Raw genomic sequence first — 23943 nt, forward strand, 5'->3', positions numbered from 1 at the left:
GATCATGCGGGCAATGCCCAGTTCCTGGCAGAGTGCGGCGACCAAACCAAGGTGATCGAGGTTACGGATCGAGATAGCGGGTGCGGCCATGATGATCTACCTGCAAAAGAGAGTAATAGATCAGAACTGCCGATCGCCGTCAAGCACTGAAAATAGCAAAATCAGGTGCGGAATGACGGATTACTCCTCGTTGACGGTTTATTGCCCGCAAGGTGATATAGTCGATGACTCGAGAAATCGGAGCCAGATGACCTTTGTCGGCAACGCTGGCGGTGATGATTCATCAACCAAGGAGATGTTATGAGCAGTCCGTTTATCGAACAGATCAAAGCACGTCGTACCATCTATGCCCTGGGCAACAGGGTGACCCACTCCGAGGCCCAGCTGACCGCCCTCATCAAGGATGCCGTCAAGCACAGCCCCTCTTCGTTCAACTCCCAGAGTTCCCGCGCCGTCATCCTGTTCGGCGAGCAGCACCACAAGCTGTGGGACATCGTCAAGGCGGAGCTCAAGAAGATAGTGCCGCCGGAGGCCTATCCCCAGAGTGAAGCCAAGATCAACGGCAGCTTCCGCGCCGGGGCTGGCACCGTGCTCTTCTTCGAAGACACCGCCGTCATCGAGGATCTTCAGCAGAAATTCGCTCTCTATGCCGACAACTTCCCCATCTGGTCCGAACATGCCACCGGGATCGCCCAGTTCGCGGTCTGGACCACCCTGGCCCAGGAGGGCATCGGCGCCTCCCTGCAACACTACAACCCGCTCATCGACGATGCGGTGCGCAAGGAGTGGGACCTGCCCGCCAGCTGGCTGCTTCGTGCCCAGATGCCTTTTGGCAGCATAGAGCAACCTGCCGGCGACAAGACCTTCATCGACGACGACGTGCGTTTCCGGGTCTTCAAGTAAGCCTTCACGCCCCCTCCACCAGGGGGCGTTTTCATCTCGCACTCGTTCACCCTTGTCACGTGCCAGCCATACTCTGAGCAAACCCTCTCTTGTCAGGAGGTCCCCATGGGGGACATCGCACGCCAACGTACCTCATGCACATTGACGCCCTTGTCCGCTCTGTTGTGTGTCGCCGCCCTGGTACTGCTGTTCTCGCTGATCGGCATCTTCACCCGCCCCCCCAACCTGCTGGCGGCCTTCTGGCCTGCCAATGCGGTCATGCTCGGCTGCATGGTGCGCTATCCGCGCCTGGCCACCCCGGCGGGCTGGGCCGGCGGCATACTGGGCTTTTTTCTCGCCGCCCTCTTCACCGGCGAGCCCCTGTTCAAAACCATCTTGCTGACCTGCGGCAACCTGGCCGGCATCGGCGTCGGGTATCTGCTGATGCATCGGCTCGCGCCTGCCGACAAGCTCCTCAGGCGCCCCACCTCCCTCGTGCTCCTGCTGCGAAACACCCTGGCCGCCTCCCTCGCCGCCGGCGTGGTCGGCGCCATCATCAATCCCATCCTGTCTCTGGGCTCCCCGCTCTACGGGCTGGGCTTCTGGTTTGCCAGCGAGCTGGTGAACTACATGACCATACTGCCGGTGCTCCTGACACTGCCTCCCCATGACAGCGTGCCCCCCTGGTGTACCCTCCTCTATCGCACCGAGTTCTCCTGGGCCGGATTGATGCCGTTGCTGAGCCTGGTGGCCTCCCTGCTGCTCACCCTGCTCATCGAGGGGCCGGGATCCATCGCCTTCCCGGTACCGGCACTGCTCTGGTGCGCAGTCACCTACTCCGTCTTCGCCACCAGCCTGCTGACCCTGAGTTACAGCACTCTGATCCTGATCGCCCTCTCAAACGGCCATCTCGTCATCAATCACGATGTCCAGACTCAGTACTGGATGTTCTCCGTCCGGATAGGGGTCATGCTGATCGCTCTCACCCCCCTGACCGCCGCCAGCATCATGGCGGCCCGCAACAGCCTGCTACGGGAGATGAAACACCTGGCCCACCACGATCACCTGACCGGTGCGCTGAACCGGGCCGGCTTCTGGTCGGCCGCCAACGAACTGCTCCAGCACCTCACGGTGCAGCGCTACCCTGTGGCGGTCTGCATGCTGGACATCGATCATTTCAAACGCATCAATGATCGGCACGGTCACGAAGAGGGGGACAACCAGTTGAGCGGCTTCGCGGCCCGGGTGCGCGACCAGCTTCGACCGGGGGACCTCTTCTGTCGCCTGGGGGGAGAGGAATTCGTGGCCATCTTGCCCGGCCTCAGCGAGGAGCAGGCCATGGCGGTGGCCGAGCGGCTGCGAAAAATCGTCGCGCAGCCAGGGGAAGAAAATGGAGCCGAGCCCGCCGTCTGCATCACGGTCAGCATCGGTATCGCCTCCCAGAGAGAGGGCCCCTTCAATCTGGACGAGCTGCTCTCTCGCGCCGATCAGGCGCTCTATCTGGCCAAGCACAATGGCCGCAACCGGGTGGAACGCTACTCGGCCGAGCAGGCTTCCCCCAGCGTCGGGCAATCTTGCGGCACCTGAATGGCGTGGCTCTTGTCGTCATCATCCGGCCTCTGCCGGCTGCGGGGCGGGCAGATGAAGATGGAGCCCGTCCGATGCCACCTCGATCTCGATCCCGCGCCAGTCCCGCAGCCAGCCCTTGAGCCTGTCGTCATACCGCCTTGTTCCCCCCATCTGCACCACCTGGCAACCCGCCTGCAGGGCGCTGGCGATGCCCGCTGGCGCATCCTCGAACACCAGGCAATCGGCCGGAGCCAGTCCCAACCGGCTGGCAGCCAGCAAATAAGGCTCGGGATCCGGCTTGCCCCGTACCACATCCCCGGCGCACACCAGGAGACGGGGCAGCGGCAATCCGGCGTGCAGCAGCCGGTGCTCTGCCACCCTCCGGCTTGCGGAGGTCACCAGCGCCCAGCGCGTCGATGGCAGCTGTTCGAGCAGTCGCCGGGCACCGTCCAGGGGCATCGGCGCCGCAGCATATGCCATCTCCAGATCGTCGAGCAGGGCCACCTCCACCGCCATGTCCAGCTGGGGAGCCAGGGCCCCTATCACCTCCCGTGAGCGCACGCCGTGGCACATGGCGAGCACGGGAGCGGGATCCAGCCCATGGTGCTGACACCAGCGCCGCCACACGACTTCCACGTCGCCGGTGGAGTGGACCAAGGTCCCATCCATGTCCAGCAGCAGGGCCTCGGCCCTCACGCGCACCGCGCTCACAGGGCTCTCCCCGCCAGCGCATCGGCGAAGACCTGCCGCTGGGCAGCGGCCTCGTAACAGGCGAGCGCCTGCTCCGCATTGCTGGCCCACACCGGCAAGGGGGCGACGACGAACCCCTGCTGCAACAGGCTGGTCAGCAGCTCCCCGGTCTCCGGTGCGGCCAGCGGCTGAGCCATCACCAGGCTCCCCTTGATCAAGAACAGATAGCGTTCGCTCGACATGACATGACTCCTTGTGGCTGAACAGCGGGCAAGCAGGCCCGTTTCGAGACCATTAGAACAAGGAGATTAGATAATTTATAATCAATAAATCGCCACATTTGATAACCAAACGGAATGAGATTCGACCTGAGACAATTGCAGGCCTTCGTCATGCTGGCCGAGAGTGCCAACTACCGGGAGGCGGCCAGCCGGCTTTTTGTGACGCAACCGGCCCTGACCAAGCAGATCCAGGGGCTGGAGCAGGCCCTCGGCAGCACCCTGTTCAACCGGGGCCGCCATGGGGCCGAGCTGACAGCCATCGGCCTCCAGTTGCTGCCCCAGGCCAAGGCTCTGGTGGATCACGGCAAGGGATTCGAGCGGCATGCCCTGGCGCTGGCAAGCGGTGCCGCCGGACGCCTCAATATCGGGTTCGGGCTCTCCAGCTTCGCACTGGCCCCCTCCCTGGTGGCCCGTTTCAAACAGCAGGCCCCCGACGTGCTGGTTCACCTGCGGGACACCACCTCCGCCATCCAGCAGGAGCACTTGCTGGCGGGTCGGCTGCAACTGGGCTTCATGCGACGGCCTGATGCGCCACAACTGAGGGAACACAGGTTGCTGACGGACAGACTGGTCCTGGCCGTCCCCACCCAGGTGGCAGGGCCGGACTTCGACCTGGAGCGGGCGCTGATCCGCGATCCCTTGCTGCAGATGGTGGGCCATCGCTGCCCGGGTCTCAGCCAGCAGATCGCTCGCTTCCTCGGTGCCAACCGGCTGACCGGTCTCATCCAGGAGGCGGAAGACATCCAGACCCTGGTCGCCCTGGTGGCCGCCGGTATCGGCAACGCCATCCTGCCGCGCAGCGTGGGGTTCATCGCGGGCAAGGAGGTGACCCTCTACCCTCTCTCCGGCCCCTGGTCGGAATGGGAAATCAGCCTGGTGTGGAACCCGGAATTTGCCGATCCCATTCGGGATCGCTTCCTCGCCATGGTGAGAGAGACGCACCCCGAGCCCGCATGAGGTGCATGAGATACCTGCAGGAGAGGATGGCCGGGCTCAGTCCCGTTCCGCCAGCTCCGCGACCTTGATGATCTCGGCAATGCGACCGAGCATGCGCAGGGAAGCCTGGTGTTCTGCGGCATCCGCCGCCGCGCAGGCATCCTCCAGGATGGTGATGGCGTAGTCCCGATCGTGGCCATCCCGTACCGCCCCCTGAATGGCCCAGCTGGTGCTCACGCCGCACACATAGAGATGCTCGATGCGATTGGCCCGTAGCGCAGGCTCCAGCGCCGTGCCGTAGAAGGGGCTGACCCTGGGTTTGGTCAGCACCAGATCCCCGGGTTGCACATCGAGCTCCGGGTGAAAGTCGGTGCCGCTGTCCGCCAGGGAGAGGGCCCCGAACTGCCGGGCACGGCCAAACATGGGGGAACCCCTGGGATGCAGCAGATAGCCCTCGTCAAACCCCACCTTGATGAGCACCACCAGCCAGCCGTGAGCGCGGGCATGGGCCAGCGCCTGATTGGCGTGCGCAATGGCGTCCTGCTCGAGCACCTGGGCCGCCGAGGCGGCAATGCGCCCGTCCGGGTGGGCGATGTCGTTGATGAAATCGATCACCAGCAATGCCTTGTTCATGGTGTTCTCCCCCTTGCCTGAGGCCGTTTTGCCCCTGCGCCGCCAGGATCACTCCTCGCGGCCATATAAAAAACCGGCTGGCACCATCACACGGATTGATATGCCACCCGATTGGCACCTGGCAGTGCCACGCACTGCCTCATACCAGCCCAAGCGCATAGCGTAGCGCCATCTCCTTGAGGGGGCCCGCCTTGTCCGCCAGATTCAGCGCCAGGTTGCGGGCAAGCCTGAGGGGGCCTATCTCGTTGCTGAAGACCCCGTAGAAGAGATCCATCCCCGACTGCATCAGCAGATTGTCAGGGCGGCGTCGCCCCTCGTAACGCCCGGCCAGCGCCAGCTCGTGCCACTGTGCCCCCGCCTTGCCGAGCAACCCGGCCCAGCAGGCCACGTCCTTGAAACCGAGGTTCACCCCCTGTCCCGCCAGCGGGTTGATGGTGTGGGCCGCATCCCCGAGCAGCACCACTCGCCCGGCGTGATAGTCGTTGGCGTGGCGGCGCACCAGGGGGAAGCTCCCCTTGGCCGTCACGGTGAAACCGCCAAGGCGGCTCGGGAAGTGGCGGCGCACCTCGACGGCCAGGGCCTCGTTGCTCATGGCGGCCAGCGCCCGGATGCGGGCCGGGCTGTCATACCAGACCAGAGAGCCATGGCGGCCCGGCAGCGGCAGGAAGGCGCGCGGGCCACTCGGGGTGAACTGCTGCCAGGTGATGTCTTCCTGGGCAAAATCGGTGTCGATGTTGATCAGCATGCAATGCTGGCGGTACTCGAAACGCGACACCCCGATACCGGCCAATCGCCGGGTGTGGGATTCGGCACCATCGCAGGCCAGCACCCAGCGCGCCTGCAGCTCGGTGCCGTCATCCAGGGTCAGCACGGCGTCATCCGCACTCTGGCGCAGACTCGTCACCGCCGCCGGGGTATGGGTCTGGATGGTCGGGAAATCCTCCATCCTTTTCAGCAGCGCGAGCTGGATCAGCCGGTTTTCGATGATGTAGCCGAGCTGGGGCAGCCCGAGATCCACCGCGTCGAAGCGGGTAGCGAAGCCGTCCAGCTCCCAGGTCTCCAGCCGGCGATAGGGGCACAGCCGCATCTGCTGCAGATATTGCCAGGCACCGGCCCGGGTCAGCAGCGCCACCGAGGCCTGACTGATGGCGGAAACCCGCAGATCCAGCGACTGCTCGGGGGCATAGGGCTCGGGCAACCGGGTCTCGATGACCCGTACCGAGAGCCCCTCTGCCGCCAGCAGGCAGGCGGTAGCGGCGCCCACCATGCCGGCGCCGACGATGGCGATATCACACTGTTCCATAACTTGATTCCTGCAAGGAGTCCCCGCGATAAGGGGCAAGGGCCGAACCGAATGGGGCATGATAACGCAAGGAGGCGGCAGAAACAGTGAGAGGGATGCGCAATTGCCGACGACAAGCTGGCCCTGATGGCGACGGGCGGCCCCAGACTGGTCAGCACCGGGATTGCGGAGTAAAATGGCCGGTCCTTTGACCCTGCCGATTTCAAAACCAGTCACGAGAAGCAATGAGCAAGAAACTTCATATCAAGACCTGGGGCTGCCAGATGAACGAGTACGACTCGTCCAAGATGGCGGACCTGCTGGATGCCAGCAATGGCTACACGCTTACCGAGGAGCCGGAAGAGGCAGATGTGCTGCTGCTCAACACCTGTTCCATCCGCGAGAAGGCCCAGGAGAAGGTGTTCCACCAGCTCGGTCGCTGGAAGAAGCTCAAGGCGAAAAAACCGGGGCTGGTGATCGGGGTGGGCGGCTGCGTCGCCTCCCAGGAAGGGGAGAACCTGCGCAGCCGGGCGCCCTATGTGGACATCGTCTTCGGACCCCAGACCCTGCACCGCCTGCCGACCATGATCAAGCAGGTGCAGGAGGGGCGCGGTGCCCAGGTGGACATCGCCTTCCCCGAGATCGAGAAGTTCGACAACCTGCCCGAACCCCGTGCCGAGGGGGCGACCGCCTTCGTTTCCATCATGGAAGGCTGCTCCAAGTACTGCTCCTTCTGCGTGGTGCCCTACACCCGTGGCGAGGAGGTGAGCCGGCCGCTGGATGACGTGCTCTATGAAATCGCCCAGCTCGCCCAGCAAGGGGTGCGCGAAGTGAACCTGCTCGGCCAGAACGTCAACGCCTACCGGGGGCCGACCTTCGACGGGGAGGTCTGCACCTTCGCCGAACTGCTACGCCTGGTGGCTGCCATCGACGGCATCGACCGCATTCGCTACACCACCAGCCACCCGGTCGAGTTCACCGACGACATCATCGAGGTCTATCGTGATACCCCCGAGGTGGTCAGCTTCCTGCACTTGCCCATCCAGAGCGGCTCGGATCGCATCCTGACCATGATGAAGCGCCCGCACACCGTGCTGGAGTACAAGTCCAAGATCCGCCGCCTGCGCGCCGTGCGTCCCGACATCACCATGAGCTCCGACTTCATCGTCGGCTTCCCGAACGAGACGGACGAAGACTTCGAGGCCACCATGAAACTCATCGAGGAGATCAACTTCGACATGAGCTTCAGCTTCATCTACAGCCCGCGCCCCGGTACCCCAGCCGCGGACCTGCCCGATGACGTCGACATGGAAGTGAAGAAGGCCCGCCTGACCCGACTGCAAAACCGCATCAATCACCAGTCCATGCTCATCGGCCGCGCCATGCTGGGCTCGGTGCAGCGCATCCTGGTGGAGGGGCCCTCCAAGATGGATCCCATGCAGCTCAGTGGCCGCACCGAGAACAACCGGGTGGTCAACTTCGAGGGGCCGCACCGCCTCATCGGCGGCTTCGCCGACGTGGAGATCACCGACGTACGCCCCTACTCCCTGCGCGGCCGCTTCATCCGCGGCGAGGACGAAATGAACCTGCGCATCGCCACGGCCCCGAGCGAGATCCTCGCCCGTCGTCCTGACAACGTGCCCGATGATCTGGGCGTTGCGGCCTTCAGACCCCATTGATGACTCTCTCCCCCGCCCCCTGGCGGGGGAACAACCGATAAGAGGACACCTTGAGCCGACACATCTCCACCCTGAATCTGCATCTGGAACCCGCCGACAACCAGCGCCTCGCCAGCCTGTGCGGACCCTTTGACGACAACCTCAAGCAGCTGGAGCGCCGTCTCGGCATCGAGATAAGCTACCGGGACAACCACTTCCAAGTGATCGGCAAGCAGGCCCAGGTGGAGGCGGCTGCCGTCATCCTCAAGCACCTCTATGTGGAAACCCAGCCCCTCAAGGGGAGCAAGGTGAGCGACATCACCCCCGAGATGGTGCACTTGGCGGTGCAGGAGTCCCGCGTGCTGGAGCAGGACGACGAACCCGCCCCTTCCCTGCCGTATGGCAAGGAGGTCACGGTCAAGACCAAGCGCGGTCTCATCAAGCCCCGCAGCCCGAACCAGGCCCAGTACATCGCCAATATCGTGCGCCACGACATCAGCTTCGGCATCGGGCCCGCCGGGACCGGCAAGACCTATCTCGCCGTGGCCGCCGCCGTGGATGCCCTGGAGCGCCAGGAGATCCGCCGCATCCTGCTGACCCGCCCGGCGGTGGAAGCCGGTGAGAAGCTCGGCTTTCTGCCCGGCGATCTTTCCCAGAAGGTGGACCCCTACCTGCGCCCCCTCTACGACGCCCTGTTCGAGATGCTGGGCTTCGAGCGGGTGGAGAAGCTGATGGAGCGCAACGTCATCGAGGTGGCGCCGCTTGCCTACATGCGCGGCCGCACCCTCAACGACGCCTTCATCATCCTGGACGAGGCCCAGAACACCACCACGGAACAGATGAAGATGTTCCTGACCCGCATCGGCTTCAACTCCAAGGCGGTGGTGACCGGCGACATCACCCAGGTGGACTTGCCTCGCAGCACCAAATCCGGTCTGCGCCACGCCCTGGAGGTGTTGCAGGGGGTCGATGGTCTCTCCTTCAACTTCTTCGAGTCCAAGGACGTGGTGCGCCATCCCGTGGTGGCCCGCATCGTGCAGGCCTACGAGGCATTCGATGCCCAGCAGGCGGCCGAGAAGAGCGCAGCCACTCCCCGCAACGAGAACACCAGCAAAGAGAGTGCCCAATGAGCGTGACCCTGGATCTGCAACTGGCCTGCGCCAGCACGGACGGCCTGCCGACCGAGGCCCAGCTGCAAGGCTGGCTCGACGGCACCATTCTGGGCTTCCAGCCCGAGGCCGAGGTGACGGTGCGCCTGGTGGACGAGGCGGAGAGCCGCGAGCTCAACCACACCTATCGCGGCAAGGACAAGCCCACCAACGTGCTCTCCTTCCCCTTCGAGGCGCCACCGGGTCTCGAGCTGCCACTGCTCGGGGATCTGGTGATCTGCCGCCAGGTGGTCGAGGCCGAAGCCGTCGAACAGGGCAAGCCCCTGATGGCCCACTGGGCTCACATGGTTGTGCATGGCAGTCTGCATCTGCTAGGTTATGACCATATCGAGGACGAGGAAGCCGAGGAGATGGAGCAGCTCGAGCGCGACATCATGCAGGAACTGGGCTTCGCCGATCCTTATCTGAACGACGAAGAGTAACGAACCGGATGGTCATCGTCTTGAAACAGCCGATGCCCATCCTCATATAGCCACAACGATTTCAAGTGTGTTCATACGAGTAACCAAGAGAGAAAATGACCGACGATCACCCTAGTACCGGCTCGCCGAAGAAAACCTGGCTCGACAAACTCAGCCAACTCTTCCAGGGCGAGCCAAAAGACCGCAACGATCTGGTAGAGGTCATCGCCGATGCCGAAGAGCGGGACCTCATCGATCAGGACACCAAGGACATGATCGAGGGCGTGCTCGAAATTGCCGAGCTGCGCGTGCGTGACATCATGATCCCCCGCTCCCAGATGGTGACCATCGAGAAGTCCCAGCCGGTGGACGAGTTCCTGCCAGTCATCATCGAATCCGGCCACTCCCGCTTCCCGGTGATCAACGAAGACAAGGATCACGTGGAGGGCATCTTGCTGGCCAAGGATCTGCTGCCGTTCGGTTTTGGCGGCCAGCATGCCAGCGAACCGCTCCAGCTGGAGAAGATCCTGCGTCCCACGGTGATCGTGCCGGAGAGCAAGCGGGTCGATCGCCTGCTCAAGGAGTTCCGGGAAGAGCGCTACCACATGGCCATCGTGGTGGACGAATTTGGCGGTGTCTCTGGTCTCGTGACCATTGAGGACATTCTGGAGCTCATCGTCGGCGAGATTGACGACGAGTTCGACGACATCGAGGACGAGCCGGAAGAGATCCGCCGCATCAGCAAGCGGGTCTTCTCGGTGAGCGCGCTGACCGAGATCGAGGACTTCAACGACTTCTTCGGCACCCAGTTCAGCGATGAAGAGGTGGACACCGTCGGCGGTCTGGTGATGCACGCCTTCAGCCACCTGCCCAAGAAGGGTGAAGAGATCGAACTCGACGGCTACCTGTTCAAGGTGATGCACGCCGATCGCCGTCGCCTGCAACAGTTGCAGGTGAAGATCCCCGAGCATCATGCGGCGGCGCAGCCGGAGTCCTGATCCCGCCCAACCCCACGCACATCCCGCGCCCCTCTCGTCAGGGGCGCTTTTTTTGCCTCTCTCCCGCCGCGCGACCGCCCCTGGGCCCACGCCGACCGCGAGGCTCGCCGTTGACCCGGTTTGCGGTTAAGATGTCGGCCATTGTGTTTCCATTCAGTCCAATTCGAGCCCCGATCCCCCGTGAAATCGAAACTCCTGACCAGCCTGTTTGCCATTGCCAGCGGCGCCATCGCCGTGCTGGCCTTCTCCCCTTTCGGCTACTGGCCCCTGGTGATCCCCTCCCTGCTCGGCCTTTACGCCCTGCTGGACAAGGCCACCCCCAAACAGGCAGCCTGGCGCGGCTTCGGCTACGCCATGGGTCTGTTCCTGCCCGGGCAGTGGTGGATCCACGTCAGCATGACGGAGTTTGGCGGCATTCCGCTGCCAGCCGCCTTCGTGCTGCTGGCCGGGCTCTGCGCCTATCTCTCCCTCTATCCGACCCTGGCCTGCTGGCTCTTCGCCCGCTTCTTTGCCGGCCGCCACTGGAGCCGCTGGCTGCTCGCCTTCCCGGCGCTCTGGCTGATGGCCGACTGGCTGCGGGGCTGGGTGATGACAGGCTACCCCTGGCTCTGGTTCGGCTACACCCAGATAGACGGCCCCCTCAAGGGCTTCGCTCCCCTTCTCGGGGTGCAGGGCATCACCCTCGCCCTGCTGCTCACCGCCTCCGCCCTCTGGCTGGTATGGCAACACCGCAAGCCGGCCTGGCTGCTGCTCCCCGTCGCCCTGGTGGGCGCCGCCCAGGGGCTGATGCAGCTCAACTGGGTGACCCGGGGTGAACCGGTCAAGGTCGCGCTGGTGCAGGGCAACATCGAGCAGTCCCTCAAGTGGGATCCGGAGGCCCTGGTGCCGACCGTGCGCAAGTATCAGGATCTCAGCCGCGAGAACCAGGATGCCGACATCATCGTCTGGCCGGAGTCCGCCATCCCAGCCATCGAGAAGGAGATGGGTACCTATCTGGAGAGCCTGGACAAGGCGATGAAGGTGAACGACACCGGCCTGCTGGCGGGGATCATCCATTACGATCTGAAACAGCAGCGCTTCTTCAATACCGTACTCGGCATGGGGGTACAGGATGCTGAGGGCAAGGAGTCCTACTACTACGAGCACAAGAACCGCTACTACAAGTACCATCTGCTGCCCATCGGCGAGTTCGTGCCCTTTGAAGATCTGCTGCGTCCCATCGCCCCCTTCTTCAACCTGCCCATGTCCTCCTTCAGCCGGGGGGACGAGGTGCAGCCAAACCTGATCGCCAAGGGGCTCAAGTTTGCCGCCGCCATCTGTTACGAGATCATCTTCCCGGACGAGGTGCGCCGCAACGTGCAGTCGGATACCGACTTTCTGCTGACCGTCTCCAACGACGCCTGGTTCGGTACCAGCATCGGCCCCTGGCAGCACATGGAGATCGCCCGCATGCGCGCCCTCGAGCTGGCCCGCCCGCTGCTGCGCGACACCAACACCGGCATCACCATCGTCACCGAGATAGACGGCAGCATCATCGCCCAGATCCCGCAGTTCGAGGCTGGAGTATTGCGTGCCGAGGTACGCCCCGCCCACGGCCAGACCCCCTATCTGCGTTTTGGCAGCTGGCCCATGTATGGCCTGGCCGCCGCCCTGCTGGGGCTGGCCCTGTGGCTGCGCCCACGTGCCCACCCCTGGGCGCGCAAGGGCTAAGACCACACAACGCCAATAAACAAAAGAGGCGCCCTTGGGCGCCTCTTTTTATGGTTTGGCTTATGGCTTGGCACAGTCTGGCGGCTCAAGGAGACAGCGGCTCGCGATGATATTCATCGGCCCCACACTCCGGGCAGGTGTCAAGCTGCTCCGGGTGCAGCACGGTATGGCGCCACTCGCAGTGATCGCACACCAGCACCCCGAGTCCCACCCAGTCCCCCGCCCGGTAGACCCCCTTGTGTTCCAGCTCGTCCGCCAACTCCTGCCACTCCACCTGGGTACGGTCGGTCACGTCCGCCAGCCAGGACCAGGCGGTGTCCTTGAGCGCCAGCATGAAGGCGGACTCCTCCACCTGCTCATCCTTGCGCCCTTCGTCATAGTTGCCCAGATCCCGCTTCACATACTCGGCGATCAGCGCCAGCTCGTCCTGGGTCAGATCCCCGGCCGCCTCCAGATAGGCCTGCACCTTGGCGATCATCCGGTTGAGGTGCTCTCCCTGAAACGCTTCCGTCTCTTCCCACTGCTTCTTGAGCTGGGCGATAAAGGCTTCATACCCTTGTCGACGTTTGTCCATGGCCATCACTCCTCTGCTGAATCCCGATCGAGCCAGACCCTGACCTCGGGCTCGGCGGATACGGGCGGCGGTTGCCATTCTCACTTCGTTGCGACTCTTGCGGCTCTGCAAATCCTCGCGGGTACCGGACCTGGCCCGAGACCGGGCGGATGCTGGCGGTTGTTGCCGCCGCAGGATATGGGTATTCTATCGGGATTTCCCAGCCGTTTTATCTATTCATTTCACAGATCCGGATGTCACCAATGCAAGAGCAATACGTTCCCCAATCCATAGAACCAGCAGTGCAGAAGCACTGGGATGCCAAGAAAACCTTCAAGGCGGTGGAGAAAGTAGACAAGGAAAAGTTCTACTGCCTCTCCATGTTCCCCTATCCGTCTGGTCGTCTACACATGGGGCACGTTCGCAACTACACCATAGGTGATGTGATCTCCCGTTATCAACGGCTCAATGGCAAGAACGTGCTGCAACCCATCGGTTGGGACGCCTTCGGCCTGCCGGCAGAAAACGCCGCCATCAAGAACAACACGGCGCCGGCCCCCTGGACCTACGAAAACATCGAATACATGAAGAACCAGCTGAAGATGCTGGGTCTGGGCTATGACTGGGATCGGGAGCTGGCCACCTGCAAGCCGGACTACTACCGCTGGGAGCAGTGGTTCTTCACCAAGCTCTACGAAAAGGGCCTGGTCTACAAGAAGACCTCTTCCGTCAACTGGTGCCCGAACGACATGACGGTGCTGGCCAACGAGCAGGTAGTGGACAACTGCTGCTGGCGCTGTGACACCCCGGTGGAACAAAAAGAGATCCCTCAGTGGTTCATCAAGATCACCGACTACGCCGAAGAGCTGTTGAACGACATCGACAATCTGGAAGGCTGGCCGGAGATGGTCAAGACCATGCAGCGCAACTGGATTGGCCGCTCCGAAGGGGTCAACATCAGCTTCAATATCGACGGTCAGGCCGAGCACCTCGAGGTCTACACCACCCGTCCGGACACCTTCATGGGTGTGACCTATGTGGGCATCGCCGCCGGTCACCCGCTGGCGCAGCAAGCAGCCCAGAACAATCCGGAGCTGGCCGCCTTCATCGAAGAGTGCAAGAACACCAAGGTAGCCGAAGCTGAACTGGCCACCATGGAGAAGAAGGGCATGGCAACCGGCCTCTACGCCATTCACCCGCTGGATGGCCGCAAGGTGCCCGTCTGGGTCGCCAACTTCGTGCTGATGAACTACGGCACCGGCGCCGTGATGGCGGTACCGGGTCACGACCTGCGTGACCACGAATTCGCCACCAAGTACGGCCTCGAGATCAAGCCTGTCATCAAGCCGGTTGATGGTGACGTCGACGTGAGCGAAGCGGCTTATACCGAGAAGGGCGTGCTGTTCAACTCCGGCGAGTTCGACGGCCTCGACTTCCAGGGTGCCTTCGATGCCATCGCCAACAAGCTGGAAGGGCTCGGCAAGGGCAAGCGCACCGTCAACTACCGTCTGCGCGACTGGGGTGTCTCCCGTCAGCGCTACTGGGGCGCTCCCATCCCCATGCTGACCCTGGCGGACGGTACCGTGGTGCCGACCCCGGAAGATCAGCTTCCGGTACTGCTGCCGGAAGACGTGGTGATGGATGGCATCCAGAGCCCGATCAAGGCCGACGCCGAGTGGGCCAAGACCACCTACAACGGCCAGGAAGCGTTCCGCGAGACCGATACCTTCGACACCTTCATGGAGTCCTCCTGGTACTACGCCCGCTACTGCTCCCCGGACTACGACAAGGGCATGCTGGATCCGGCGGCTGCCAACCACTGGCTGCCGGTGGATCAATACATCGGCGGCATCGAGCACGCCTGTATGCACCTGCTCTACGCCCGCTTCTTCCACAAGCTGCTGCGTGATGCGGGCCTCGTGAACAGCGACGAGCCGTTCAAGCGCCTGCTCTGCCAGGGCATGGTGCTGGCCGACGCCTTCTACTACAAGGATGAGAAGGGCGGCAACGTCTGGGTCAGCCCCCTCGACGTCAAGGTGGAACGTGACGACAAGGGCCGCATCACCAAGGCGGTCGACCTTGAGGGTCGTGAAGTGATCCACTCCGGCATGACCAAGATGTCCAAGTCCAAGAACAACGGCATCGACCCGCAGTTGATGGTGGAGCGTTACGGCGCCGATACCGTCCGTCTGTTCATGATGTTTGCCTCCCCGGCCGAGATGACCCTGGAGTGGTCCGACTCCGGCGTAGAGGGTGCCCAGCGCTTCCTGCGTCGCCTGTGGCGCATCACCTTCGAGCACGTATCCGGTGGCGCCGTTGCCGCACTGGACGTCGCCGCCCTCACCAGCGACCAGAAAGCCGTGCGCCGCGAGCTGCACAAGACCATCGCCAAGGTGAGCGACGACGTGGGTCGCCGTCAGACTTTCAACACCGCCATCGCTGCCATCATGGAGCTGATGAACAACCTGGCAAAACTGGGCAGCGACGCTCAGGATCGCGCCCTGATGCAGGAAGCGCTGGAAGCGGTCGTGGTCATGCTCTACCCCATCACCCCGCACATCGGCTTCGAGCTGTGGAAGATGCTGGGCAAGGAAGGGGACATCGATGTCGCGGCCTGGCCGGTGGCCGACGAAGCGGCCATGGTCGAGACCGAGAAGCTGGTGGTGGTGCAGATCAACGGCAAGATGCGCGGCAAGCTGACCGTGCCGGCCGAGATAAGCCAGGCCGACGTCGAGAAGCTGGCCATGGCCGATGCGTCCGTACAGAAGTTCACCGACGGTCTGACCGTGCGCAAAGTCGTGTACGTGCCGGGCAAACTGCTCAACATCGTGGCCAACTGATGACGCCTCCCCTGGCGGCGGCCGACGGTCTGGGCCAGGGGCTGACGACACACGGATGATGACGGCGGGCCCTGCGCCCGCCGCTCTTCCCTTCATGCAAAGAGGATTTTTTATGGGCACCATCTTCACGCGCTGGATGGCCATCGTGCTGGCAGGACTGTTGCTGCAGGCCTGCGGTTTTCAGATGCGGGGCACCGCCATTCCCCCCGAACTGATGACCATGAAAGTGGTCGGTGACAACAAGAGCGACTTCTACCGACTGGTCACCACCCGCCTCAAGGCCGCTGGCGTGCAGCTCGCCGACAAGGAGGGCATCCCGGTGCTGACCCTGGCCGGGGTACGTAGCCGCAGCCAGGTCGCCTCCGTCGACTCCATCGGCCAGGACCGCGAATACCTGCTCAGTTACAGCACCCAGTTCACCGTGGTCATGCCGGGCAAACCGACCCAGGTCTTCCCCATCACCTTCAACCGCAGCTTCCTGAACAAGCCGGATGCGGCACTCGCCTCCTCCCGCGAGCAGGAACAGCTCGGCAAGGAGATGCAGGAGCAGGCCGCCAACCTGGTTATTCGCCAGCTCAGTCAGGTCAAGTTCTGATGCGCGTATCTTGATGAGAGGGTGTTGATGAGAGTCTATCCCGAGCAGTTTGCGGATCATCTCAAGGCAGGGCTCAAGCCCTGCTATCTCATTTTTGGGGACGAGCCCCTGCTCAAGCTGGAAGCCGTCGACGCCGTGCGCCAGGTGGCACGCAAACAGGGCTTCGATGAACGCCACAGCTTCGTGGTGGAACAGGGGCTGGACTGGAACCAGGTCTACGATGCCTGCCAGGCCATGAGCCTGTTCTCGGCCCGCCAGATCATCGAGCTGGAGCTGCCCGCCAAGATCGACAAGGATCTCGCCGCCCGCATCAGCGACATTGGCAAGCAGCTCCACCCCGACCTGCTGCTGGTGCTCTCGGGCCCCCGCCTCAACCAGACCCAGATGAAGGCGGCCTGGTTCGACAAGCTGAGCCAGAGCGGCACCTATGTACCGGTCAACCACCCCGAGCCCCGCTTCTTCCCGCGCTGGATGAGCGCCCGCTTTCAGCGCTTCGGCCTCAAGGCACTGCCGGATGCGGTCAACTTCATGTGCCACGCCTACGAGGGCAACCTGCTGGCCGCGAGCCAGGAGATCGAGAAGCTGACCCTGCTCTCGCCGCCCCAGCCCATCAGCGTCGCCTATCTGCAGGAGACCATCATCCGCCACGCCCACTTCACTCCCTTCCAGCTCGTCGATACCCTGCTGGAAGGAAAGGTGAACCGGGCCCAGCGCATCCTGCTGGCCCTGCGCGCCGAGGGCACCGAACCCGGCATGCTGGCCTGGACCCTGTGCCGCGAGCTGGAGCAGCTCACCGAGCTGGCGCTGGCCGCCCGCGCCGGACAGCCCCTGGTGGAGCATTTCAGCCGCCTGCGCATCTGGCAGAGCCGCCAGCAGCTCATCCAGCAGGCGCTGACCCGGCTTCCCTTCCCCAAGATCCGGCAACTCTGGCAACTGATGGCCCAGCTGGACCATGCCCAGCGCCATTTCGACACCGAACAGGCCTGGCTGATGCTGCAAACCATCGCCCTCGGCTTTCGTGACGGTACCCCGCTCCCCCTGCTGGAGACGGAATCATGCTGACACCGCCCATCGGGATCCTCGGCGGCACCTTCGATCCCATTCACATCGGCCACCTGAGGCCCGCCATCGAGGCACGGGACGCCCTGGGTCTGGCCGAGGTGCGCCTGCTCCCGAACCATATCCCGCCCCACCGGGCCAATCCGCTCTGCTCCAGCGAGCAGCGGCTCGCCATGGTCCGGCTCGCTGCGGCGGACAACCCGGGATTCGTGGTGGATGAGCGGGAGCTCAGGCGCGACACCCCCTCCTGGACTATCGACACCCTTGTCGAGTTGAGGAGCGAGCTGCCGGACACCCCGCTCTGCTTTTTGATGGGGATGGATTCCCTGCTCGGCCTGCCGGGCTGGCACCGCTGGCAGGAGCTGCTCGATTACGCCCATCTGGTGGTGAGCTGCCGCCCAGGCTGGCAACCGGATTATTCCGTCCAGGTTGCCGAGCTGCTGGCCCGCCACCAGACCCGGGACATTCAGGATCTCCATCGCCAGCGCCACGGTCATGTCTGGCTTTGTGACAACCTGCCCGTCGAGCTGTCGGCCACACGCCTGCGTGCCCTGCTCGCGGCAGGCCAGGATCCCAAATACCTGCTGCCCAACCCGGTCGCCGACTATATCCGGCGCCACGGGCTCTACCGCTCATCGGCAACGCAGTAAACGGCGCCACGCAGGCGGATCAGCCGACACGTCCGGGCGCACCGGGCCCGGCCCTGACTATTGCCAGGCCGGGTTGCACACTATAGTGATCGTCAAGGGGCCCCTCCCCCACGGGACGCCTCCCCGGGCGATGCTCCCTTTGCCAGGCTGGGAAACGGGAGTGACCATGATATAATCCGCCGCCCTCTGGCGCCGGAAGATAGGAGAAGACATTGCAAGGCCAAGAATTGCTCGCCTTTATCGTCGACAAGATCGATGACATGAAAGGCCGCGACATCATCACCCTCGATGTGCGCGGCAAATCCAGCATCACGGACACCATGATCATCTGCTCCGGCAACTCCAATCGTCACGTCAGTGCCATCGCCCACAACCTCGCCAGCGAGGCCCGTCATGCGGGGCTCGACCTGCTGAGCGTGGAAGGGGAACTCACCGGTGAGTGGGTGCTGGTGGACATGGGGTCGGTCATCGTCCACGTGATGCAGGATGAGTACCGCGACTTCTACCAGCTGGAAAAACTCTGGAGCGGCGCCGCCCAGGTCAATTCGCAATAAAGGGCGACAGCGTAACCAAAGATGAAGATCCAGTTGATTGCCGTGGGCACCAAGATGCCTGCCTGGGTAGAGCATGGCTTCGAAGAGTACCGTCGCCGCTTCCCCAAAGACATGCCGTTCGAGCTGGTCGAGATCGGCGCAGGCAAGCGCGGCAAGAATGCCGACATTCCCCGCATCCTGCAAAAGGAAGGGGAAGCCATGCTGGCCGCCGCCGGCCGCTCCCGTATCGTGACCCTGGACATTCCGGGCAAGCCCTGGACCACGGAGCAGCTCGCCGTGCAACTGGAAGCCTGGAAGCTGGATGGCCGGGATGTGGCGCTGCTGGTGGGTGGCCCGGAGGGGCTCTCCCCCGAGTGCAAGGCTGCCGCGGAGCAGAGCTGGTCTCTCTCGCCCCTGACCCTGCCCCATCCCTTGGTGCGGGTACTGGTGGCCGAGAGCCTCTATCGCGCCTGGAGCATCACCACCAATCACCCTTATCACAGAGAGTGACCCATGCCGACCCTGAGCATGCATTTCTCCTCTCTCACCCGCACGTCAGCCACAAGGTAACGGCATGCTGAAGAATCGCATTGAAATGCGCGATCACAGTGCCGAGGGACGTCTGTTCTTCCGGCGCACCCTGGTCGCCTACATCGGCATGGTCACCCTCATGCTGGTGCTGCTGGCTAACCTCTACTACCTGCAAGTAGAGTCTTACGAAACTTATCAGACCCGATCCAACGACAACCGCATCCGTGTGGTACCGGTGGCGCCGCCCCGTGGCCTCATCTACGACGCCAACGGTGTCCTGCTGGCGGAAAACCGCCCTGTCTACAGCCTGGAGATCGTGCCCGAAGAGACCGAGAACCTGGAGAAGACCGCGGACGACCTCATCACCCTGCTGGCCCTGCCGGAGGGGACCAAGGAGAAGTTCCTGGCCGAGGTCAAACGTCAGCGCCGCTTCAAGCCCGTGCCCCTGTTCGAGAAGCTGACCGAATACCAGGTCGCCCTCTTCTCGGTCAACCAGCACAACTACCCGGGGGCCAGCATCGAGGCCTACCTCAAGCGCTACTACCCGTTCGGCGATACCCTGACCCATGCCCTGGGCTACGTGGCCAAGATCAACACCCGTGACGTGGAGCGCCTCGAGAAGGAGGAGAAGCTCGCCAACTATGCCGCCACCAAGGACATCGGCAAACAGGGGGTAGAGAAGTACTACGAGGATCAGCTGCACGGCGTGGCGGGTTATCAGGAGGTCGAGGTGAACAACCGCGGCCGGGTGGTGCGCACCCTGAAATTCCAGCCCCCCGAGCCCGGCAAGGACATCTACCTCAACATCGACATCCGCCTGCAGTTGAAAGCCCAGGAGCTGCTGGCCGGCCGCCGGGGCGCCATCGTGATGATGGAGCCCAACACCGGCGCCATCCTGGCCATGGAGTCGAGCCCGAGCTACGACCCCAACCTGTTCGTGACCGGCATCTCCAGCGCCAACTACTCGGCGCTGCTCAACGATCCCGCCCGGCCGCTGGTCAACCGCACCACCCAGGGCATCTATGCCCCCGCCTCCACCGTCAAGCCCATGATGGCGGTGATGGGGCTCAATGAGGGGGCGATCACCCCCAATTACCGCTACTTCGGCGGGCCCAGCTTCTCCATCCCGGGCACCACCAAGAAGTTCCGGGACTGGCGCCGCTGGGGCCACGGCTGGCTCGACGTCTATCGCGCCATCGAGGTCTCGGCGGATACCTATTTCTACGATCTCGCCTACCGGGTCGGCATCGACAAGATCAACAGCTACATGACCAAGTTCGGCTTCGGCCAGTACAGCGGCGTGGACCTCTATGAAGAGACCCGGGGCGTCATGCCCTCCCGGGACTGGAAGATGGCCCGCTGGCGTCAACCCTGGTACCAGGGGGACACCATCTCCATCGGCATCGGCCAGGGCTACTGGAGCGCCACCCCGATCCAGCTCGCCAAGGCCATCAGCATCCTGACCCAGAACGGTCACGACGTGACGCCGCACCTGCTCAAGAGCACAGCCTCCTCCGATGGCGTGGTCAACGCCCCCATCAACCCGAACGTGGCCATCGCCGCCAAGAGCGATACCTACTGGCAGGTGGCCAAGGACGGCATGTGGCGCGTCATCAACGGCCACGAAGGGACGGGGCGCCGCGCCTTCGCCAATACCCCCTACAAGGCGGCGGGCAAGTCTGGCACCGCCCAGGTGGTGGGCCTGAAAGAGAACCAGGTCTACAACGCGGCCACCACCAAGGTGGAGCACCGCGACAACGCCCTGTTCGTCGCCTTCGCTCCCTTCGAGGCACCCAAGGCGGTGGTCGCCCTGGTGCTGGAGAACGCCGGGGGCGGCAGCGCCATGGCGGCACCGGTCGCCCGCCACATGCTGGATGCCTATCTGCTGCCGCCGGAACCCCAGTTGCCACCGGCACCGGAAAAGCCGTCCCAACCGAGTGAGGTCGTTTCCCAATGAGTAATTCTGCCCGCCAGCAGAGCATCTGGTACAAGCTGCACATCGACCTGCCGCTGCTGCTCGGCCTGCTGACCCTGATGGCCCTCTCCATGGTGGTGCTCTACTCCGCCTCGGGCCAGGATCTCGACTCCATCGTGCGCCAGCTGGTGCGCGGCGCCCTGGCCTTCGGTCTGATGATCGGCATGGCCCAGCTGCCGCCCTCCCTCTATGCCCGCTGGTCGGTGCCCCTGTTTGCGGTGGTGGTGCTGCTGCTCATCGCGGTGGACGTGTTCGGCCATATCGGAAAGGGGGCCCAGCGCTGGCTCGATCTCGGCTTCATGAAGTTCCAGCCCTCCGAGGTGATGAAACTCTCCATGCCCATCATGGTGGCCGCCTGGCTCAGCCGGCACTCCCTGCCGCCAAAGTTCAGCCATGTGATGATCGCCCTGGTGATGGTGCTGCTGCCCACCCTGCTGATCGCGGCCCAACCCGATCTCGGCACCTCCATCCTGGTGGCCGCTTCCGGCTTCTTCGTCATCTTCCTGGCGGGGATCAGCTGGTGGCTCATCGGGCTCGCGGTCTTGCTCATCTGCGCCTTCATGCCGGTACTCTGGTTCTTCCTGATGCACGACTACCAGCGCCAGCGGGTGCTGATGCTGCTGGACCCGGAGAAGGACCCGCTCGGTCGCGGCTATCACATCATCCAGTCCAAGATTGCGATCGGCTCCGGCGGCGTGTTCGGCAAGGGGTGGCTGCAAGGTACCCAGTCCCAGCTCGAATTCCTGCCAGAGCGCCACACCGACTTCATCTTCGCCGTCTTCAGCGAGGAGTTCGGTCTGGTGGGAGTGGCCCTCTTGCTGGTCATCTACCTCTACATCATCAGCCGCTGCCTGTTTATCTCCATGCAGGCCCAGAACAGCTTCGAACGCCTGCTGGGGGGCGCCCTGACCCTGACCTTCTTCGTCTATGTGTTCGTCAACATGGGCATGGTAAGCGGCATCCTGCCAGTGGTAGGAGTTCCCCTGCCACTGGTGAGCTACGGCGGCACCTCCATGGTGACCCTGATGGCGGGCTTCGGCGTTCTGATGTCCATCCAGACCCACAGGCGGCTGCTCGCCTGATGCGGCTCGGCTGGCTGGCTCTATCTCTGTGCACCCTGACGGCGGGTGCTGCCGTCTCGCCGGCCCGGCTCAGCCTGCTGGCCGAGCAGCAGCAGGTGCCGCTGGCAGAGTTGCAGGCCGCCGCCGCCCAGGCCAGCCTGCGCCAGGAGGTACTGGACACCATCCGCCGCCCCTGGGAAGCCAAGCCCTGGCACCGCTACAGGCCGCTGTTCGTCACCCCGGAGCGCATCCGGGACGGAGTGGGATTCTGGCAGCGCCATGCCGCCACCCTGGCACGGGCCGAGCAGACCTACCAGGTCCCCGCCTCCCTCATCGTCGCCATCATCGGCATCGAGACCTTTTACGGTCGACAGATGGGCCGCCATCCGGTGCTCGACAGCCTTTACACCCTGGGATTCCACTACCCAGAACGGGCGGATTTCTTCGCCAAGGAGTTTGCCCAGCTGGTGCTGCTTGCCCGGGAAGAGAAGTGGCCGCTCACCAATCTCAAGGGCTCCTATGCCGGCGCCATGGGCATGGGCCAGTTCATGCCCTCCAGCTACCGCCACTACGCGGTCGACTTCGACGGAGACGGCAAGCGGGATCTCTTCGCCAACCCGGCAGATGCCATCGGCAGCGTGGCCAACTACTTCGCCCTGCACCACTGGCGCTGGGGCGAGCCGGTGGTGGAGCCCGCCTTGATCGGATTGGCGCCAGTAGGTACCCTGCTTGCACCCGAGCCCGAGCTAAGACACCGCTGGGCAGAGCTGGCCGCTGCGGGCATAGAAGTCGCCACACCGCCGTCACCCGAGACGCCGGTAAAACTGCTGGCGATGGAGCAGGCCGAAGGACCGGAATACTGGGTCGCGCGCCACAATTTTTACGTGATCACCCGCTACAATCGCAGCCCTCTCTATGCGATGGCGGTGCATCAACTCAGTCAAGCAATCCAGGACGCTTATGCATTACAGCCACAAACTTCTTCCCCTCAGCCTGACCTTGTTGCTGGCCGCCTGTAGCAGCCAACCCGAGCCCCAGCCGCTGCCGCCAGAGCCCATCCCCCAGGAGAAGCCCCAGGTCATCGAGATTCCCCAGGCGACCGGCGCCATTCCCCGCCCCGAACCCATGAGCGAGAGCGGCAACCGGGACTACTGGATCGGCAAGCAGAAGTTTGAGGTGTGGCGCGACGTCAAGCACTACAGCGAGGAAGGCACTGCCAGTTGGCTCTCCCGGGATCTGGACGGCAACAAGACTGCCAACGGTGACGTGCAGGACAGCACCCTGTTCAGCGCCGCCCACCGCAACCTGCCCCTGCCAAGCTACGTGCGGGTCACCAATCTGGACAACGGTCTGGAGACCATAGTTCGCGTCAATGATCGCGGCCCCTTCGGCAGCGATCGCCTCATCGATCTCTCCCACGCCGCCGCCGCGCAGCTGGAGATGGTGGAAGGGGGTGAGGCCCGGGTGCGCCTCGAACTCATCACCGATCAGCCGGATCAGATGGTAGAGATGGTGCCCATGACCCCGATGACGCCCATGGAGCCTGCGGCGCCAGCAGCCAATTCCTTCGCGAACGAGACGCCGGCCCCCACGGCACCGGCCAAGGCCGCGCCTGCTCCTGCCGCCACGGCAACCACCACCGTCTCCCCCCCCAAGGCCGGTGCGACCCAGGGCAAGATGATCCAGGTGCTCGCCAGCGGCTCGCAGGCGCGGGCCGAGGCCATGGGCAAGGTGATGACCCAGCGCTATGGCGTGCCGTACCAGGTGGTGGCACATGGCGCCGTCTTCCGCGTCCTGCTCGGACCCGTGGCCAGCGACAAGCAGGCCCCTCTGCTCGAGCAGATCCGCCAGGGTGGGTTGGAGCAGGCCTTCATCGTGCCCTGATACCCGCCCCGACCTCGCGCCGGGATACGACGCGAGGTCGGGGACCATCCCAT

23 protein-coding genes are annotated in these 23943 nt (G+C 63.7%); 18 read left to right on the plus strand and 5 right to left on the minus strand.

Annotated elements, in window-relative coordinates; genetic code table 11:
• The first annotated feature begins 300 nt into the window (after positions 1–300).
• Both C3418_RS01985 and C3418_RS01990 read left to right on the plus strand, forming a co-directional pair.
• Positions 301–903 carry a nitroreductase family protein gene (locus tag C3418_RS01985; protein ID WP_010673779.1) on the plus strand — a complete coding sequence of 201 codons (603 nt, stop codon included), beginning with the start codon at positions 301–303 and terminating at the stop codon, positions 901–903.
• Between the two features lie 105 nt (positions 904–1008).
• Positions 1009–2469, plus strand: coding sequence for a GGDEF domain-containing protein (locus C3418_RS01990; RefSeq protein WP_069784696.1), 1461 nt, complete (start codon positions 1009–1011; stop codon positions 2467–2469).
• Positions 2470–2490: 21 nt separating this feature from the next.
• Here the strand turns inward: C3418_RS01990 and C3418_RS01995 are convergent, their stop codons facing one another.
• Complete coding sequence (locus C3418_RS01995; protein ID WP_010673777.1) at positions 2491–3162, minus strand: HAD-IA family hydrolase; 672 nt, start codon at positions 3160–3162, stop codon at positions 2491–2493.
• The gene (locus tag C3418_RS02000) at positions 3159–3383 is read right to left on the minus strand and encodes a hypothetical protein (protein WP_010673776.1); all 225 of its coding nucleotides are present in this window, start codon (positions 3381–3383) and stop codon (positions 3159–3161) included. Before C3418_RS02000 ends, C3418_RS01995 begins: the two co-directional genes overlap by 4 nt.
• A 114-nt stretch (positions 3384–3497) precedes the next feature.
• On the opposite strand from C3418_RS02000, the gene C3418_RS02005 reads away from it, so the two are divergent.
• Complete coding sequence (locus tag C3418_RS02005) at positions 3498–4379, plus strand: LysR family transcriptional regulator (RefSeq protein WP_029314101.1); 882 nt, start codon at positions 3498–3500, stop codon at positions 4377–4379.
• Positions 4380–4415: 36 nt separating this feature from the next.
• Here C3418_RS02005 and C3418_RS02010 read toward each other — a convergent pair whose 3' ends face one another.
• Both C3418_RS02010 and C3418_RS02015 read right to left on the minus strand, forming a co-directional pair.
• A complete protein-coding gene (locus C3418_RS02010) occupies positions 4416–4991 on the minus strand; it encodes a cysteine hydrolase family protein (RefSeq protein ID WP_010673774.1) in 576 nt (191 codons plus the stop codon).
• Positions 4992–5130: 139 nt separating this feature from the next.
• Positions 5131–6294, minus strand: coding sequence for an FAD-dependent monooxygenase (locus C3418_RS02015; protein ID WP_010673773.1), 1164 nt, complete (start codon positions 6292–6294; stop codon positions 5131–5133).
• A gap of 224 nt (positions 6295–6518) precedes the next feature.
• Here C3418_RS02015 and miaB point away from each other — a divergent pair, with 224 nt between their 5' ends.
• The 5 genes from miaB to lnt all read left to right on the plus strand — a co-directional run bounded on the left by miaB (position 6519) and on the right by lnt (position 12209).
• On the plus strand, positions 6519–7952 hold the full coding sequence (gene miaB, locus C3418_RS02020; protein ID WP_010673772.1) for a tRNA (N6-isopentenyl adenosine(37)-C2)-methylthiotransferase MiaB: 1434 nt from the start codon (positions 6519–6521) through the stop codon (positions 7950–7952).
• A gap of 50 nt (positions 7953–8002) precedes the next feature.
• On the plus strand, positions 8003–9061 hold the full coding sequence (locus C3418_RS02025; RefSeq protein ID WP_010673771.1) for a PhoH family protein: 1059 nt from the start codon (positions 8003–8005) through the stop codon (positions 9059–9061).
• Positions 9058–9522, plus strand: coding sequence for an rRNA maturation RNase YbeY (gene ybeY / locus C3418_RS02030; protein WP_010673770.1), 465 nt, complete (start codon positions 9058–9060; stop codon positions 9520–9522). The genes C3418_RS02025 and ybeY overlap by 4 nt, the downstream gene beginning before the upstream one ends.
• 95 nt (positions 9523–9617) lie before the next feature.
• The gene (gene corC, locus C3418_RS02035) at positions 9618–10499 is read left to right on the plus strand and encodes a CNNM family magnesium/cobalt transport protein CorC (protein WP_010673769.1); all 882 of its coding nucleotides are present in this window, start codon (positions 9618–9620) and stop codon (positions 10497–10499) included.
• A gap of 180 nt (positions 10500–10679) precedes the next feature.
• Positions 10680–12209 carry an apolipoprotein N-acyltransferase gene (lnt, locus tag C3418_RS02040; protein WP_010673768.1) on the plus strand — a complete coding sequence of 510 codons (1530 nt, stop codon included), beginning with the start codon at positions 10680–10682 and terminating at the stop codon, positions 12207–12209.
• Between the two features lie 85 nt (positions 12210–12294).
• On the opposite strand, the gene C3418_RS02045 is transcribed toward lnt, so the two are convergent.
• Positions 12295–12783, minus strand: a complete 489-nt coding sequence (locus tag C3418_RS02045; RefSeq protein WP_029314098.1) for a zinc ribbon-containing protein — start codon at positions 12781–12783, stop codon at positions 12295–12297.
• Between the two features lie 242 nt (positions 12784–13025).
• Between C3418_RS02045 and leuS the strand changes: the two genes are divergently transcribed.
• The 10 genes from leuS (at position 13026) to C3418_RS02095 (ending at position 23890) form a co-directional block, all read left to right on the plus strand.
• Positions 13026–15602 carry a leucine--tRNA ligase gene (gene leuS, locus C3418_RS02050; RefSeq protein ID WP_010673766.1) on the plus strand — a complete coding sequence of 859 codons (2577 nt, stop codon included), beginning with the start codon at positions 13026–13028 and terminating at the stop codon, positions 15600–15602.
• Between the two features lie 112 nt (positions 15603–15714).
• On the plus strand, positions 15715–16197 hold the full coding sequence (lptE, locus tag C3418_RS02055) for an LPS assembly lipoprotein LptE (protein WP_010673765.1): 483 nt from the start codon (positions 15715–15717) through the stop codon (positions 16195–16197).
• 27 nt (positions 16198–16224) lie between these two features.
• Positions 16225–17259 (plus strand): DNA polymerase III subunit delta, encoded by a 1035-nt coding sequence (gene holA, locus C3418_RS02060; RefSeq protein ID WP_010673764.1) that lies wholly within the window; start codon positions 16225–16227, stop codon positions 17257–17259.
• Positions 17253–17906 (plus strand): nicotinate-nucleotide adenylyltransferase, encoded by a 654-nt coding sequence (nadD, locus tag C3418_RS02065; RefSeq protein ID WP_010673763.1) that lies wholly within the window; start codon positions 17253–17255, stop codon positions 17904–17906. Before holA ends, nadD begins: the two co-directional genes overlap by 7 nt.
• Positions 17907–18118: 212 nt before the next feature.
• Positions 18119–18460 (plus strand): ribosome silencing factor, encoded by a 342-nt coding sequence (rsfS, locus tag C3418_RS02070; RefSeq protein ID WP_010673762.1) that lies wholly within the window; start codon positions 18119–18121, stop codon positions 18458–18460.
• A gap of 21 nt (positions 18461–18481) precedes the next feature.
• Positions 18482–18949 (plus strand): 23S rRNA (pseudouridine(1915)-N(3))-methyltransferase RlmH, encoded by a 468-nt coding sequence (gene rlmH / locus C3418_RS02075; protein ID WP_005298242.1) that lies wholly within the window; start codon positions 18482–18484, stop codon positions 18947–18949.
• 64 nt (positions 18950–19013) lie between these two features.
• A complete protein-coding gene (gene mrdA, locus C3418_RS02080) occupies positions 19014–20927 on the plus strand; it encodes a penicillin-binding protein 2 (protein WP_010673761.1) in 1914 nt (637 codons plus the stop codon).
• On the plus strand, positions 20924–22027 hold the full coding sequence (gene rodA / locus C3418_RS02085) for a rod shape-determining protein RodA (RefSeq protein ID WP_010673760.1): 1104 nt from the start codon (positions 20924–20926) through the stop codon (positions 22025–22027). The genes mrdA and rodA overlap by 4 nt, the downstream gene beginning before the upstream one ends.
• On the plus strand, positions 22027–23025 hold the full coding sequence (mltB, locus tag C3418_RS02090) for a lytic murein transglycosylase B (protein WP_010673759.1): 999 nt from the start codon (positions 22027–22029) through the stop codon (positions 23023–23025). Before rodA ends, mltB begins: the two co-directional genes overlap by 1 nt.
• Positions 22967–23890: a septal ring lytic transglycosylase RlpA family protein gene (locus C3418_RS02095; RefSeq protein ID WP_029314093.1), complete on the plus strand. Its 924-nt coding sequence runs from the start codon at positions 22967–22969 to the stop codon at positions 23888–23890. Before mltB ends, C3418_RS02095 begins: the two co-directional genes overlap by 59 nt.
• Positions 23891–23943 lie beyond the last annotated feature (53 nt).

Source organism: Aeromonas sp. ASNIH8, assembly GCF_002919855.1.
Taxonomy (GTDB): Bacteria; Pseudomonadota; Gammaproteobacteria; order Enterobacterales; family Aeromonadaceae; genus Aeromonas; species Aeromonas caviae.